At 60.3% G+C, this 14,397-nt stretch carries 13 protein-coding genes; 12 read left to right on the plus strand and 1 reads right to left on the minus strand.

What is annotated here, in order from left to right:
* Positions 1 to 136 precede the first annotated feature (136 nt).
* The 3 genes from AACY25_RS10320 (at position 137) to alaC (ending at position 4,156) form a co-directional block, all read left to right on the plus strand.
* Positions 137 to 1,249, plus strand: coding sequence for a polysaccharide lyase family 7 protein (locus AACY25_RS10320; RefSeq protein WP_339524330.1), 1,113 nt, complete (start codon positions 137 to 139; stop codon positions 1,247 to 1,249).
* A gap of 195 nt (positions 1,250 to 1,444) precedes the next feature.
* Positions 1,445 to 2,809: a pyridoxal phosphate-dependent decarboxylase family protein gene (locus tag AACY25_RS10325; RefSeq protein WP_339524332.1), complete on the plus strand. Its 1,365-nt coding sequence runs from the start codon at positions 1,445 to 1,447 to the stop codon at positions 2,807 to 2,809.
* 120 nt (positions 2,810 to 2,929) lie between these two features.
* A complete protein-coding gene (alaC, locus tag AACY25_RS10330; protein WP_339524333.1) occupies positions 2,930 to 4,156 on the plus strand; it encodes an alanine transaminase in 1,227 nt (408 codons plus the stop codon).
* Between the two features lie 37 nt (positions 4,157 to 4,193).
* On the opposite strand, the gene AACY25_RS10335 is transcribed toward alaC, so the two are convergent.
* Positions 4,194 to 4,586, minus strand: coding sequence for a hypothetical protein (locus tag AACY25_RS10335; protein WP_339524334.1), 393 nt, complete (start codon positions 4,584 to 4,586; stop codon positions 4,194 to 4,196).
* Between the two features lie 211 nt (positions 4,587 to 4,797).
* On the opposite strand from AACY25_RS10335, the gene AACY25_RS10340 reads away from it, so the two are divergent.
* The 9 genes from AACY25_RS10340 (at position 4,798) to AACY25_RS10380 (ending at position 14,150) form a co-directional block, all read left to right on the plus strand.
* Positions 4,798 to 5,115: a transcriptional regulator gene (locus tag AACY25_RS10340; protein ID WP_339524335.1), complete on the plus strand. Its 318-nt coding sequence runs from the start codon at positions 4,798 to 4,800 to the stop codon at positions 5,113 to 5,115.
* A 448-nt stretch (positions 5,116 to 5,563) separates the two neighbouring features.
* Positions 5,564 to 6,952, plus strand: coding sequence for a CmpA/NrtA family ABC transporter substrate-binding protein (locus AACY25_RS10345; protein ID WP_339524337.1), 1,389 nt, complete (start codon positions 5,564 to 5,566; stop codon positions 6,950 to 6,952).
* 58 nt (positions 6,953 to 7,010) lie between these two features.
* Positions 7,011 to 8,000 (plus strand): ABC transporter permease, encoded by a 990-nt coding sequence (locus AACY25_RS10350; protein ID WP_339524339.1) that lies wholly within the window; start codon positions 7,011 to 7,013, stop codon positions 7,998 to 8,000.
* Between the two features lie 27 nt (positions 8,001 to 8,027).
* Positions 8,028 to 8,822: an ABC transporter ATP-binding protein gene (locus AACY25_RS10355; protein ID WP_339524340.1), complete on the plus strand. Its 795-nt coding sequence runs from the start codon at positions 8,028 to 8,030 to the stop codon at positions 8,820 to 8,822.
* Between the two features lie 144 nt (positions 8,823 to 8,966).
* Entirely contained in the window at positions 8,967 to 9,656 is a 690-nt protein-coding gene (locus AACY25_RS10360) for a polysaccharide lyase family 7 protein (protein WP_339524342.1), read from the plus strand.
* 119 nt (positions 9,657 to 9,775) lie between these two features.
* Complete coding sequence (locus AACY25_RS10365) at positions 9,776 to 10,222, plus strand: thioesterase family protein (protein WP_275962591.1); 447 nt, start codon at positions 9,776 to 9,778, stop codon at positions 10,220 to 10,222.
* A 163-nt stretch (positions 10,223 to 10,385) separates the two neighbouring features.
* Positions 10,386 to 10,544: a hypothetical protein gene (locus tag AACY25_RS10370; protein ID WP_339524344.1), complete on the plus strand. Its 159-nt coding sequence runs from the start codon at positions 10,386 to 10,388 to the stop codon at positions 10,542 to 10,544.
* A gap of 487 nt (positions 10,545 to 11,031) precedes the next feature.
* Complete coding sequence (locus tag AACY25_RS10375; RefSeq protein ID WP_339524345.1) at positions 11,032 to 12,243, plus strand: nitrate/nitrite transporter; 1,212 nt, start codon at positions 11,032 to 11,034, stop codon at positions 12,241 to 12,243.
* A 239-nt stretch (positions 12,244 to 12,482) separates the two neighbouring features.
* Positions 12,483 to 14,150, plus strand: a complete 1,668-nt coding sequence (locus tag AACY25_RS10380; protein ID WP_339524346.1) for a bifunctional protein-serine/threonine kinase/phosphatase — start codon at positions 12,483 to 12,485, stop codon at positions 14,148 to 14,150.
* Positions 14,151 to 14,397 lie beyond the last annotated feature (247 nt).

Consider the following 14,397-nt stretch of genomic DNA (forward strand, 5'->3'; position numbering starts at 1 on the left):
GCTTTCTATCTGCACAACTTCATGCCGTGCCGCGCATTCATGACAAAAAGCAATGAACGTGAACCGTCTGGGCAGGTCATGTTTAGGGGCACGGTCGTGTCTGGTGTCCTCTTACTATCAGAAAGGAAACTACCGAATGTTCTGTGCATCCCCATCGCCCCGCCCTTTGGCTGGAGCCGGCACCTGGCTGGCCAGCCTAAGCGTGCTTGGCCTGCTGTGCTCCTCCGCCCAGGCGGATCTGTATTCCGCCGTGGCGCCAGGTGGGAATTTCACCTTGGAAAACTGGTCGCTGACCGTTCCTGCTGATGTCAACGGTGGCACTGACAGCGACGCGCTGACTCTGCAGCCACACCTGCTTAGCGGCAGTAGCGGATACCAGTCCCCCTGGTTCTATACCTCGCCCGATGGCGCCATGACGTTCTGGACACCGCTCAATGGCGCAACCGTCGGCGGTTCCTCCAGCCCACGTTCCGAGCTGCGGGAAATGCTTCTGTCGGGCAACGGCGGCGTCAACTGGGATATTTTTTCAACCTCGATCCTGGATGCCCAGGTTCGCGTGCTGCAAGTGCCCAGCGACGGCAAGGCGATCATCGGTCAGATCCATGGTCACCGCGCGGCGCCACTGGTGATGGTCTACTACCAGTACAACCAGCTAACGGGCACCGGCGAGATCATAGGTAAGTTTCAATACTATCCAGCGCTCGGCCCGCCCTATTACAAGGCTGTACTGGCCAGCGGCATCGACTTGAACGAGCGCTTTTACTACCAGATCAAAGTCACTCACGACGGCGACCATGGTACCGTCTGGGCCTCGGTCAACAACGGTCAACCCGCGCACCTGGATATTCCCCACGACTGGGATACCGAGCGTCTCTACTTCAAGGCTGGCGCCTACCTGCATATGCACGGCGACAGTGCCAGCGAAGGCGCCAGGGTCAAATTCTATCGGCTCGCGACCAGCCATCCGCGCGACAGTTTACTAATCACCGGCAATGCCGCACTGGCGCCGGCGAAAGTCGGCAGCCCCTATGACGTAACCTTGGAGTACAAAGGTGGCGTAGGCGGAGCAAGCTGGTCGTTGGTCAGCGGCTTCCCTCCCAAGGGGCTGGTGCTCGATCGTGACGGTCACATCAGCGGCGTTGCCGACGCCAGCGCCGCGTCGACGACGCCGCACGACTTCATGGCACGCGTTACGGACGCCAACGGCAGCACCTATTCCAAAAAGTTTTCCATACTCGTCTCACCTTGATGACTGAACCCTTCCACCTGGGCCGCTAGCTGGGCAACTCAATGCGTAGCTGTACTGCTTAGCGGCCTACTGTTCCTCTTCGATCCCACTTCTCCAGCGCGCTGTATGGCCATCTGCGGGGGCGGGTGTATCTGCTGCGCCGGCGCTGAGCTGACTAGACTGAACCTCCCCGCCCCCCAGCAAGAGGAGCACAGCATGAGTACAGCCACCGAAGAGCGTGGGCTTCTGGCCGAAGCCGATCGTCGCGCACTGAATTATTTCGACAGCATCGCCACACGGCCGGTATTCCCCAGTGACGAGGCCATCGCCCGATTGGAGGCATTCAACGAGCCCTTGCCGGCGCATGGTCTGGCGGCCTATGAAGTGCTGCGGCGTCTGGATGAAATCGGCTCCCCGGCGACAGTAGCGTCCAATGGTCCGCGTTACTTCGGCTTCGTGATCGGCGCCACGCTGCCCGCCGCCGCTGCAGCAGAACGCATGGTGCTGGCCTGGGACCAGTGCGCCTCGTCATTCGACAACTCGCCGGTCGCCGATGTGCTGGAGCGCACCGCCGGACGCTGGGTGCTGGAAGCTCTCGATTTACCGCGCAGCAGCGCCGTCGGCTTCGGCACCAGCGCCACCGCCTGCACCCTGGCCAGCCTGTCGGCCGCCCGCCGCGCGCTACTGGCGCGCAAGGGCTGGGACTTTGATGGTGATGGCCTGATCGGCGCGCCGGAAGTACGCGTGGTGGTCTCCGCCACCTGCCACATCACGGTGAAGAAGGCCCTGCGCATACTCGGTTTCGGGATGAACCGGCTGATCGTCGCCCCCACCGATGCCGAGGGCCGCATCGACCCGGCGCAGCTGCCGGCCCTGGATGACCTGAGCATCCTCTGCCTGCAGGCCGGAGAGGTGAACACCGGCGAGTTCGACCCCTTCGCCGAGCTGATTCCCAAAGCCAAAGCCGCCGGCGCCTGGGTGCATGTGGACGGCGCCTTCGGCCTGTGGGCCCGCGCCTCCTCTTCCGCGCATCTGGCCACTGGTGTGGAGTTGGCCGACAGCTGGACCTGCGACGGCCACAAATGGCTGAACACACCCTACGACGGCGCCATGGCCATCTGCCGCGATGCCGAGACCCTGGCCACGGCGATGAACAGCGATGCCGCCTATGCCAGCGCGAGCAAGGATGCGCAGAAAAACCTGACCCTGGAGTTTTCCCGCCGCGCCCGTGGCGTCGCAATCTGGGCGGCCCTCGCCAGCCTTGGCCGCGACGGCCTGCGCGACCTGATCGGCCGGCATATTCGCCAAGCCGGCCAGTTGGCCGAACGCCTGCGCGATGGCGGTTACCCACTGCTCAATCGCGTGGTACTCAACCAAGTGCTGGTACGCGGCGACAGCGACGCACAGACCGTGGCCATCCGCGAAGCAGCGCAGGCCAGCGGCGAGGTCTGGTTCGGCCCGACGATTTGGCAGGGCCGCCCGGCCTTTCGCCTGAGCGTCTCGTCGTGGCGCACCACCGATGCCGATATCGAACTGCTGGCCGATTTGCTGCTACGCCTGAAACGACAGATTCCGGCGTGAACATCAGCGCTGCCTGGGGGCTCGACAAAGCCCCCAGGCAGCGCTTATCTTCGCCGCCTGGCCAGCGCACTGGCCAACGTCGCTCGGACGGTTCCGGGCGCTTACGTATCCGAGGAAAGCATGGCTGACCAAGCTTCGCGCCGCTTTGCGCGCATCGATCGACTCCCCCCCTACGTTTTCAACATCACCGCCGAACTGAAGATGGCCGCGCGTCGCCGTGGCGAAGACATCATCGACTTCAGCATGGGCAACCCGGATGGCCCCACGCCGCCGCATATCGTCGAAAAGCTGGTGCAGGTCGCCCAGCGCGAAGACACCCACGGCTACTCCACCTCACGCGGTATTCCGCGCCTACGTCGCGCCATCTCGCGCTGGTACAAGGACCGCTACGAAGTCGAGATAGACCCGGAAAGCGAAGCCATCGTCACCATCGGCTCCAAGGAAGGCCTGGCGCACCTGATGCTGGCCACCCTGGATCATGGCGACACCGTACTGGTGCCCAACCCCAGCTACCCGATTCATATTTACGGCGCGGTAATCGCCGGCGCCCAAGTGCGTTCGGTGCCGCTGATTCCCGGTGTGGATTTCTTCGCCGAGTTGGAGCGGGCGATTCGCGAATCGATCCCCAAGCCGAAGATGATGATCCTCGGCTTCCCCTCAAACCCCACCGCGCAGTGTGTGGAGCTGGACTTCTTCGAGCGCGTAGTGGCGCTGGCCAAGCAGTACGACGTGCTGGTGATCCACGACCTGGCCTACGCCGACATCGTCTACGACGGCTGGAAAGCCCCGTCGATCATGCAGGTGCCGGGTGCCAAGGACATTGCTGTGGAGTTCTTCACCCTGTCCAAAAGCTACAACATGGCCGGCTGGCGCATCGGTTTTATGGTCGGCAACAAGGAGCTGGTCAGCGCACTGGCGCGGATCAAGAGCTACCACGACTACGGCACCTTCACCCCGCTGCAGGTGGCCGCGATTGCCGCATTGGAGGGTGATCAGCAATGCGTGCGCGATATCGCCGAGCAATACCGCCAGCGCCGCAACCTGCTGGTCAAAGGCCTGCATGAACTGGGCTGGATGGTCGAAAACCCGAAAGCCTCGATGTACGTCTGGGCGAAGATTCCTGAGCAGTACGCCGCGCTCGGTTCGCTGGAGTTCGCCAAGAAGCTGCTGCTAGAGGCCAAGGTCTGCGTCTCGCCGGGCATTGGCTTTGGCGATTATGGCGATGACCATGTGCGCTTTGCCCTGATCGAAAACCAGGACCGCACCCGCCAGGCGATTCGCGGGATCAAAACGATGTTCCGCGCCGATGGCCTGTTACCCGGCAAGATGGCCAAGGCCGACGAGTAAACAAACAGAGGGCACCTTAGGGTGCCCTCTGTTTGTTTCAGCCGGAGTAATCCAGCACCGTCCAAACCTTGCTCAGACCGCTGGTAATGACGCAGCCGCTCTGCCCCAGTTGATTGTTGCTGTGCAGCGACATCAGGTTGGTCATACCATCGGCCGCATCAGAGCGTTCGCTCAGCCACTGCACGCGGCCGCAATTAGCCGTTTCGATCACATAACTGGCTGCCACGGCAGAGTTCTCGCTGGGCAGTCTGATCACATCCACCACCGTGCCCTGCTCCTCTACGCGCTTGCCGTCGGCTACCAGTACGGCCCAGGCCTGACCATTCTCGATCACCAGGTAGGTGCCATTTGCCCGAGGTTGATCAAGCTGCGGTTGCGCGCAACCGGCCAGAAGGCCCAGTAGCACAATTGTCATCAGCATCTGTTGCATTGTTCGTGACTCCTCTGCAGTGCCTGTGGCCATTGGCTTTGCGGGCAGATGGCGCGAGTGATCGAGTAGGTGCCGGTTAGGGCCTTGGGCTTACTATTATCGAATACTGTTTATTTGTACAGTATTTTTCGATTACCCTTGGTCATGCCATCCAGCCAACCATGCCGCCCGCCATATCGGGTCCATACAAGGCGTTAACAGGAGTACCCAGATGCTCGACGTACTGCAGCTGAAACACAGCGTAAACCGCATGCCCCTGGAGAAAGTCCGGGCCACCGTCGATGAATTGCAGCTTGAAGGCATCGTCACTGAGGGCAAGACACCGTTTTCTCGGGTGCACTTCAACACCTGCTTTGCCGAGATCGAAGCCCTGCTGCAGCGCGCCGGTTATCACCGGCAGTTAGATGTGGTCGGCTATCAAGGTCTGGCCTACGCCATGTTCGACCCCTCGCGCTGGGAGGCAGTGGAAGTGTTGCGCTGGCTCAAGGAGTTCACAGAAGAGGCGCAGCGCCGGCCTGCTGCGCAGTGAGAATTACTGAGTACGATTTTTCGTGAGGATGCGGCGCTCAGTGCCGCCAAGATCGCTGGCGAACTAAAAGCGCTCAAATCTGTGAACCGCCGTACAGCTATGACTCAGAACAGTGCCTGGCGACCACTCAGGTCGGCATCGCCCGCCTGCTTGCTTAGTGGTCCAACTACTAAAATCACGGTGAGATAACAGCCTTAACACTATGTAGTTAAAGAGATTTATCGGCCTATTTGAGAAACGGACAAGGGGCGTTGCGGCCTCTTGGGCAACAGCACGTGTAAACCTGGCAAGCCCCTTGCAATGATCCTCCCAAGACCTTACACCCGTCTTCGGATCGCCAACGGCGGTGATCGGGACGAATAGACAAAGACGTCAAAGGCAACCTGCTCTCACTGGGCGGTGTTGACCGTTGACGTCTTTTTTCGTTTCTGAGACCTGAGGATTCACCATGCGTAACTTCAACGCTCGCCGTTCGCTACTGAAAAAGACCCTGACTGGATTCGGCTGCGCTGCCGCTTTGTTACTCAACCCACTTAGCTTGCAAATCAGCCTGGCTGCCGAGCTGGAAAAAGACGAACTCAAACTTGGCTTTATCAAGCTCACCGACATGGCTCCCCTGGCCATCGCTTACGAAAAAGGCTTTTTCGAGGATGAGGGGCTCTACGTGACTCTGGAGGCGCAAGCCAACTGGAAGGTATTGCTGGACCGGGTGATCACCGGCGAACTCGACGGCGCGCATATGCTCGCGGGTCAGCCCCTGGGCGCCACCATCGGCTTTGGCACCAAGGCCGATGTGGTCACGGCATTTTCCATGGACCTCAACGGCAATGGCATCACCATGTCCAATGCCGTGTGGGAGGAAATGAAAAAGCATGTGCCGATGGAAAACGGCAAACCGGTGCACCCAATCAAGGCCGATGCACTCAAGCCCGTGATCGAGCAATACAAAGCCAAGGGCAAGCCGTTCAACCTGGGCATGGTGTTCCCGGTGTCCACGCACAACTATGAGTTGCGCTACTGGCTGGCTGCCGGTGGTATCAATCCGGGCTATTACGCCCCCGCCAAGGGCGACATCACCGGCACCCTGAACGCCGACGCCCTGCTCTCAGTCACCCCTCCGCCGCAAATGCCGGCCACCTTGGAGGCCGGAACTATCAGCGGCTACAGCGTCGGCGAGCCGTGGAACCAGGCCGCTGTATTCAAAGGCATTGGCGTGCCGGTAATCACCGACTACGAAATCTGGAAGAACAACCCGGAGAAAGTCCTTGGGGTCTCCAAGGAATGGTCCGACGCCAACCCGGAAACCCACAAACGTCTGGTCAAGGCGTTGATCCGCGCCGGTATGTGGCTGGATGAAAACAACAACGCCAACCGCGCCGAAGCCGTGGAAATCCTCTCACGCCCTGAATACGTCGGCGCCGATGCCAAGGTGATCGCCAACTCCATGACCGGCACCTTCGAGTACGAAAAAGGCGACAAGCGTGACGTACCGGACTTCAACGTGTTCTTCCGCTACAACGCCACCTACCCCTACTACTCCGATGCCATCTGGTACCTGACGCAAATGCGCCGCTGGGGCCAAGTGGGCGATGCCAAACCGGACAGCTGGTACTTCGACATTGCCAAGCAGGTGTATCTGCCGGCGGTGTACCGCAGCGCTGCGGATGAGCTGATTGCTGAAGGCAAGGCCAAGGCCGAAGACTTTCCGCCGGCCAACGAAGAAGGCTTCCGTGCGCCAACCAATGAATTTATCGATGGCCTGAGCTATGACGGGCGCAAACCCAACGCCTACATCGAGCAATTCAAAATTGGCCTGAAAGCCGACTCAACGCTCTAACCCATTCGTCGCCCGGGGGCCGCACCTGCCGCCCCCATCGTTACCAGAGGATATGACGATGAGTAATCCAGCCGTCGCCCAACCCATTCAAGACACCCTGAAAACAGCCCGCGCAGCCGCATTCAAGCGCTGGCTACCGAATTTGTTGATGCCAACCATCGGCGCCCTGGCCTTCTTGTTGTTCTGGCAACTGGTGGCAGGCAGCATCGATACCAGTCTCGGCAAATTCCCGGCTCCGACCCAAGTGGCCAGCCAGTTTGGTGCGCTGGTCAATGAGCACCTGCGCGAACAGAAAAAGGCTGATGCGTTCTTCGAGCGCCAGGAAGTGCGCAATGCCGAAAAGCTGGCCAAAGACCCAACCGCCAAGGTCAGCATTCGCCCATACACCGGCAAACCAACCTTCTTCAAACAGATCCTCACCAGCCTGTACACGGTGATGACCGGTTTTCTAATTGCTTCGCTCATTGCCATCCCACTGGGGATTGTCTGCGGCTTGAGCAAACCCATCTATATCGCCATCAACCCGCTGATCCAGATTTTCAAACCGGTATCACCGCTGGCCTGGTTGCCCCTGGTGACCATGGTGGTTAGCGCCGTGTACACCAGCAGTGACCCGCTGTTCGCCAAGTCCTTCGTCACCTCAGCGGTCACCGTAGCGCTGTGCTGCCTGTGGCCGACCGTGATCAACACCACGGTCGGTGTCGCCAACCTGGACAAGGACCTGCAAAACGTCAGCCGCGTGCTCAGCCTGTCGCCGCTCAGCCACGTGCGCCGCATCGTGCTGCCGGCGGCCATTCCGATGATCTTCACCGGCTTGCGCCTGTCGCTGGCCACCGGCTGGATGGTGCTGATTGCCGCGGAAATGCTCGCGCAGAACCCGGGCTTGGGCAAATTCATCTGGGACGAGTTCCAGAACGGCAGCTCCAATTCCCTGGGACGGATCATGGTGGCGGTGATTGTCATCGGCCTGATCGGTTTCGCCCTCGACCGCCTCATGCTCGCGCTGCAACGCCGCGTCAGCTGGGACAAAAACGCCGACCTGCGCTAAGCGCACCGAAGAACTGAGGAGCCTTACATGAACCGTCCACACCTCGAACTGTCCGGCGTCGGCATTGATTTCCCCACCGACAAGGGCCTGTATTGCGCGCTGCAAAACGTCAACCTGAAGATCGACAAGGGTGAATTCGTCTCCTTGATCGGCCACTCCGGCTGCGGTAAATCCACCGTCCTGAACATCGTCGCCGGGCTTTATCAAGCCACTAGTGGTGGGGTTATCCTCGATGGCCGCGAGGTCAACTCGCCCGGCCCGGAACGCGCCGTGGTGTTCCAGAACCACAGCCTGCTGCCCTGGCTGTCCTGCTACGAGAACATCGAGCTGGCGGTACGTCAGGTGTTCAAGGGCGAGAAAAGCCGCAGCGAAATGCGCGACTGGATCGAGCACAACCTGTCTCTGGTGCACATGACCCATGCCCGCGACAAACGCCCCAGCGAGATATCCGGCGGCATGAAGCAGCGTATCGGCATCGCACGCGCCCTGGCCATGCAACCCAAGGTACTGCTAATGGATGAGCCCTTCGGCGCCCTGGATGCCCTGACTCGCGCACACTTGCAGGATTCCTTGATGGAAATCCACGCCGACCTAGGCAACACGGTGATCATGATCACCCACGATGTCGACGAAGCTGTACTGCTCTCGGACCGCATCGTGATGATGAGCAACGGCCCGGCCGCCAGTGTTGGCGAAATTCTTGAGGTGAAGCTGGAGCGCCCGCGCGAGCGTATCGCCATGGCCCATGACGCGCGCTATCACGAGTACCGCGCGGCTGTGCTGGAGTTTCTCTACCAAAAGCAAATCCGCCCCGCCGCTTGAGTACATTCAGCGGTCCAGTAACCAAGTGCACACCTGGCTACTGGGCTGCTGACAGGACATCGCCCCGCTGGTCAGCTTGAATGAACTTCGCCCACCAATGTCCGCCGAACAGGAGCCCGAAAACCCCGCTTATAAGGATGACCTGTGCTTGACCTGACCACTTGGAACCTCTCGATCCCCACTGACCCAGCCCCTGCCACCATCAGCACCGCCCGATTAAACAACGGCTACAGCAGCCAGTACTTCCACCGTAACGCAGACGACAGCGTGACGATCTGGGTGCCAGTCAATGGCTCCCGCACCGCCGACGCCCGCTACCCACGCAGCGAACTGCGCGAAACCCAGGCGGATGGCAGCCTGAGCAACTGGTACCACGCCAGCGCCGACAGCTACCTGAGCGCAGTGCTGACAATCAATCAGCTACCTAGCAAGAATAAAATCGTGATCGCGCAGGTACACAGCAAGGACCAACCCGGCAGTGACAACGACCCCCTATTGAAGCTGCAATACCACTATCTACAGGGGGTAGGTCGCCTTGAACTGCTGCTGCGCAAACGCCCGGGCGACAGGACAGTGCAAAACATCCTGCTGGCGGAGAACATTCAGCTGAACCAGCGCTTCAGCTATGAGCTGCGCATCACCCCAAGCGGCAAGCTCGGCGTCAAAGTCAGCAGCAGTCATGGTGACAACGGTTCTCTCTATCGACAACTGAGCGGGTACTGGAACACGCAACTGCTCTATTTCAAAGCGGGTGCCTACGTTCAGGACAATTACGGCCCGAGCACTGAAGGTGCCCGGGTGACCTTCTACTGGCTTAACAGCCTACACCGCTAGCTACCTCCTCAATGACCCAACTCGTTATTACGCAATAATTAGCGCGAGTGTATACGGCCATGGATGGCGCCTAGTGCGAGTGGGTAAACTGACCGCCTTTCTCGAAAGCGATCTTACCCATGGCCCGCCTGACCCTTGAGTTTCCTGAAGACCAGTTCTGCTACAGCACCCACTTGACCGTACGCGTAACCGATATAAACGCCGCCAACCACCTGGGCAACGATTCGATGATCTCGATGATTTCCGAAGCGCGAGCGCGCTTTCTGTTTGAGTTCGGTATCGAAGAGACTCAGGAAGACGGCACCGGCATCATTGTCACGGATCTAGCCACCACCTACCGCGCCGAGGCCCACGCCCGCGATCAGTTGCTGTTCGAGGTCGGAGTGATGGACTTCAATACCTACGGCGGCGACATCACCTTCCGCATCACCCGCCCAGCCGACGGCGCGCTGGTGGCCATGGCCAAATCCGGCTTTGTGTTCTTCAACTACAAGCTGGGCAAGGTGGTGCAGATGCCGGCGACCTTCAGCGGCAAATTCAGCAAGGTCAACTGGCTGGGCAAGTAATCTGGGTTACTGGCATAAAGCGCGCGATTGCCCGCCAGATCACGGCTGTTCGCGACAAACGGTCAGATCAAACGCTAATTGTTCAATTATCCAGCTATCGCCGTGACAGCTGGCACATCCTCTGCTACGCCTTAGGCATAACAACAAAAGCAGGGGAATTGCTATGCCGACCACGCGCAGCCATGTCCGCCACGCCGGGCTATTGAGCAACCTACTCGCTCTGGCCCTCCTCACCATTCCGTTACCGACCCAAGCTGCGCATGCAGCCGCCGACACCACACCCGGTGAGCCACGCAGCAGTGCGCTAACGCATATCGGCTGACGCACTCGCACCAAGGCCAATCGAGGCCTGCCTTAGAGAACCTGGTTTGCCAAAACCGGGAACAGATTTTGCGCCCCATTCAAGAGCAAGCCGTCCGCCAACGCCTCCTTTTGCAGCACAGCCGCAGCTATCCAACAGCTGAAAGCCCCGTGAATCCATGGATTTCCCGGTTGGCGCAGCTCTTGCTATAGCCCTGTTACAGGTAGCCAATGGCGGCTGCTCAACAAACGACAAAGACGTCGCATAGACCACGCCCCACGGCGTTCGGCTTATGCGGCGTTTTGCGTTTTACGCCCCAGCGTTTGGGGCTGGCACCTGCCCTGCGATCCAGGGCTCGCGTTAGTAACTCTCTCAACCCAGCTGTGGCTTCGGCCTCAGGGTGGCGTACCACAAGTACACCACCTCCCCGATGGGTTGCGGCCGCCGTGTCCACGACCATGGCGTACCGCACCCCACCGGGACCCTTTTTTGCTGAATGAGGTTTTCGATGAATACAAGTTTCTGGAAATCCGGCCACACCCCAACCTTGTTCGCCGCGTTTCTGTATTTCGACCTGAGCTTTATGGTCTGGTACGTGCTCGGCCCGCTGGCTGTGCAGATCGCCACCGATCTCGACCTGACCGCTCAACAGCGCGGCCTGATGGTCGCCACACCGATTCTCGCTGGCGCCATACTGCGCTTGCTGATGGGCTTCCTAGCCGACCGTCTTTCGCCAAAAACCGCCGGCCTGGTTGGCCAGGTGATCGTCATCGTGGCGCTGTTCTGCGCCTGGCAGATTGGCATCAGCACGTATGAGCATGCATTACTGCTCGGCCTGTTCCTCGGTTTTGCCGGTGCCGCGTTTGCCGTCGCCCTGCCGCTGGCCTCGCAGTGGTATCCGCCACAGCATCAGGGCAAGGCGATGGGCATTGCCGGTGCGGGCAACTCCGGCACCGTGCTGGCCGCGCTGTTCGCCCCGGGGCTGGCGGCCCTGTTCGGCTGGCAGAACGTTTTCGGCTGGGCGCTGATCCCACTGCTGGCGACCCTGCTGATCTTCACCCTGCTCGCCAAGAACGCTCCGGAACGGCCTAAGCCCAAAGCCCTGGCTGATTATCTGAAAGCCCTGGGTGACCGTGACAGCTGGTGGTTTATGTTTTTCTACAGCGTGACCTTCGGCGGCTTTATCGGGCTGGCCAGCGCCCTGCCTGGCTATTTTAATGATCAGTACGGCCTGAGTCCGGTGACTGCCGGCTACTACACCGCCGCCTGCGTCTGCGCAGGCAGCCTGATGCGCCCACTCGGCGGCGCACTGGCCGACCGTATCGGCGGCATTCGCTCGTTACTGATGATGTACACCCTGGCGTCCTTAAGCATTGCCGCGGTCGGTTTCAACCTAGAAAGTTCGACCGCCGCCCTGACCCTGTTCGTCACCGCCATGCTCGGCCTGGGCGCAGGTAACGGCGCAGTGTTCCAGCTGGTGCCGCAGCGCTTTCGCAAGGAAATCGGCGTAATGACCGGGCTGATCGGTATGGCCGGCGGCATCGGCGGTTTCCTCCTCGCTGCAGGCCTGGGCACCATCAAGCAGCAGACCGGTGATTACCAGCTCGGCCTTTGGCTGTTCGCCAGCCTCGGTGTACTGGCCTGGTTTGGCCTCTATGGGGTCAAACTGCGCTGGCGCACCACCTGGGGCAGTGCTGCTGTCACCGCAGCCCGCGTGTAACTGCCGAATGTAGGGTGGATGACGCTTTAATCATCCACCGCAAAACAACGGTGGCTCGGTAATGCGCGAGCCACCCTACACCAAACCATTGGAGCGCTGAGGCAAAGGCGGGGCTGACTGGCAGCGCTTATTGCACTGGTCAGGAAAGGCGGGAGAAGTCGGCAGCGGCTCTCCTTAGCTGCCTCACCAGCCTCGCCTTTGCCTCAGCGCTTCGTCCCCATCTATCCAGGAACCTCTGCATGGCCTTGCAACTGACCTTCGGCGAAGCCAGCGCCACCGGCCCGCGTAGCGAGAATCAGGACGCCATTCGTGTGGTCACCCCGGCGCCCGCACTGGCCGCCAGCAAAGGCTATATGTTCGCCCTAGCCGATGGCGTCAGCCAGTGCGCCGACGGCGGCCTGGCAGCGCGCGCCACCCTGCAGGTCTTGGCCCTAGATTACTACTCCACGCCAGAAACCTGGGCAGTTACTCAATCGCTGGACCGCGTATTGGTCGCGCACAACCGTTGGCTGCAAGCCAATGGCGGCGGCCAGCCGCTGCTCACCACACTGAGCGCACTGATCCTGCGCGGCCGGCGTTTTACCCTCGCGCATGTCGGTGACTGCAGGGCCTATCGCTGGCTGGACGGCATACTCGAGCGCCTCAGCGAAGACCATGTGTGGGAGCAGCCGGGTATGCAACATGTACTCAAACGCGCCATGGGCCTGGATCAGCACCTGGTGATGGATTACCTCGATGGCGAATTGCGAGAAGGCGAATGTTTCTTACTGGTCAGCGACGGTATCTGGGCCACCTTGGGTGACGCAGGCATTCAGCGCATCCTCCATGATGAACAGGACCTGCCTGCCGCCAGCAGTGCGCTGGTCAATGCCGCGCACCTGGCCGGTAGCCAGGACAACGCCAGCGCTCTGCTGCTGCGCGTGGAGGCATTGCCGCAAAGCGATCTGGCCGACACCCTGGCGCAACTGCAGCACTGGCCACTGCCGCCCAAACTGCGTGAAGGGCAGCACTTCGAAGGCTGGCAGGTCGAGCGGCTGCTGGCCGAATCGCGCCAATCACTGGTGTATCGGGTACGTGATGCTCAGGCGCGGCGCTGGCTGCTGAAAACTCTGCCGCCGGGCCGCAGCGATGAGCCGCATGCCGGGCCTGCGCTGTTGCTCGAAGAATGGTTTCTGCGCCGCGTGGCCGGGCGCTTCTTCGCCGAAGTGCATCCGCTGCCACAGCGGCAGCATCTGTATTACGTGCAGCGTGAGTACACAGGGCAAACCCTGGCCGAACACCTGCGCCTGAGCGGCCCGCTGGGCCTGCCGGAATGGCTGGACATCGCCCCACGGCTGATCAAGGCCCTGGGCATGCTGCATCGGCGCAATATCCTGCACCGTGATATCAAGCCAGAAAATCTGCTATGGGGCGATGACGGCGAACTGCGCGTGCTGGATTTCGGCCTGGCCTATTGCCCCGGTCTAACCCGTGACGAAGCTTGCGAATTGCCCGGCACCCCGAGTTATATCGCGCCGGAAGCCTTTACCGGCATAGCACCCAGCCCGCAGCAGGATCTCTACAGCGCCGGCGTTACCCTGTATTTCCTGCTCACGGGGCATTACCCCTATGGCGAAATTGAAGCCTTTCAGCATCCACGCTTCGGCCAGCCGACGCCAGCCAGCCGCTATCGTCCGGATTTACCCAGTTGGGTCGACGACAGCCTCAACCGAGTCCTTAGTGCCGAGCCAAAGCAACGCTATGAAACCGCCGAAGAATGGCTGCTCAACCTGGAGCAGGCGGAACGTAAATCTCTTAGCAGCCGGCCACGGCCACTGCTGGAACGTGAACCGCTATTGGTCTGGCGCGGCGTGGCGTTGTTTTCCCTGCTGCTAAACCTGGCACTGCTGATCGGGCTACTGCGTTAAATCCGCCGCCTGCGCACCAATACTGCGCAGGCCGCCTTTAAAAAGTGCGTAAAAACTTTGCGAAATAGCTGTAACTTGCTGATAAGCCTTGAAAATAGACATCACACAAGTTGGCACAGGCTCTGCATTGATAATTGCACAATTTAATAAAGCGCGGCCTCAACGAAGAAGGCAGCACTTCCCGATAGAACGGGACTTGGACAAAGGCGTCCTCGCTAGGTGACTAGCGGGACGCCTTTTTTGTTTT

The sequence above is a fragment of the Pseudomonas sp. EA_35y_Pfl2_R111 genome, assembly GCF_963970955.1.
Taxonomy (GTDB): Bacteria; Pseudomonadota; Gammaproteobacteria; order Pseudomonadales; family Pseudomonadaceae; genus Aquipseudomonas.

What these genes read in the sequence shown, in the direction of transcription:
- AACY25_RS10320 (WP_339524330.1), top strand. Translation starts at nt 137, where the DNA reads ATGTTCTGTGCATCCCCATCGCCCCGCCCTTTGGCTGGAGCCGGCACC.
- AACY25_RS10325 (WP_339524332.1), top strand. Translation starts at nt 1,445, where the DNA reads ATGAGTACAGCCACCGAAGAGCGTGGGCTTCTGGCCGAAGCCGATCGT.
- alaC (WP_339524333.1), top strand. Translation starts at nt 2,930, where the DNA reads ATGGCTGACCAAGCTTCGCGCCGCTTTGCGCGCATCGATCGACTCCCC.
- AACY25_RS10335 (WP_339524334.1), bottom strand. Translation starts at nt 4,586, where the DNA reads ATGCAACAGATGCTGATGACAATTGTGCTACTGGGCCTTCTGGCCGGT.
- AACY25_RS10340 (WP_339524335.1), top strand. Translation starts at nt 4,798, where the DNA reads ATGCTCGACGTACTGCAGCTGAAACACAGCGTAAACCGCATGCCCCTG.
- AACY25_RS10345 (WP_339524337.1), top strand. Translation starts at nt 5,564, where the DNA reads ATGCGTAACTTCAACGCTCGCCGTTCGCTACTGAAAAAGACCCTGACT.
- AACY25_RS10350 (WP_339524339.1), top strand. Translation starts at nt 7,011, where the DNA reads ATGAGTAATCCAGCCGTCGCCCAACCCATTCAAGACACCCTGAAAACA.
- AACY25_RS10355 (WP_339524340.1), top strand. Translation starts at nt 8,028, where the DNA reads ATGAACCGTCCACACCTCGAACTGTCCGGCGTCGGCATTGATTTCCCC.
- AACY25_RS10365 (WP_275962591.1), top strand. Translation starts at nt 9,776, where the DNA reads ATGGCCCGCCTGACCCTTGAGTTTCCTGAAGACCAGTTCTGCTACAGC.
- AACY25_RS10370 (WP_339524344.1), top strand. Translation starts at nt 10,386, where the DNA reads ATGCCGACCACGCGCAGCCATGTCCGCCACGCCGGGCTATTGAGCAAC.
- AACY25_RS10375 (WP_339524345.1), top strand. Translation starts at nt 11,032, where the DNA reads ATGAATACAAGTTTCTGGAAATCCGGCCACACCCCAACCTTGTTCGCC.
- AACY25_RS10380 (WP_339524346.1), top strand. Translation starts at nt 12,483, where the DNA reads ATGGCCTTGCAACTGACCTTCGGCGAAGCCAGCGCCACCGGCCCGCGT.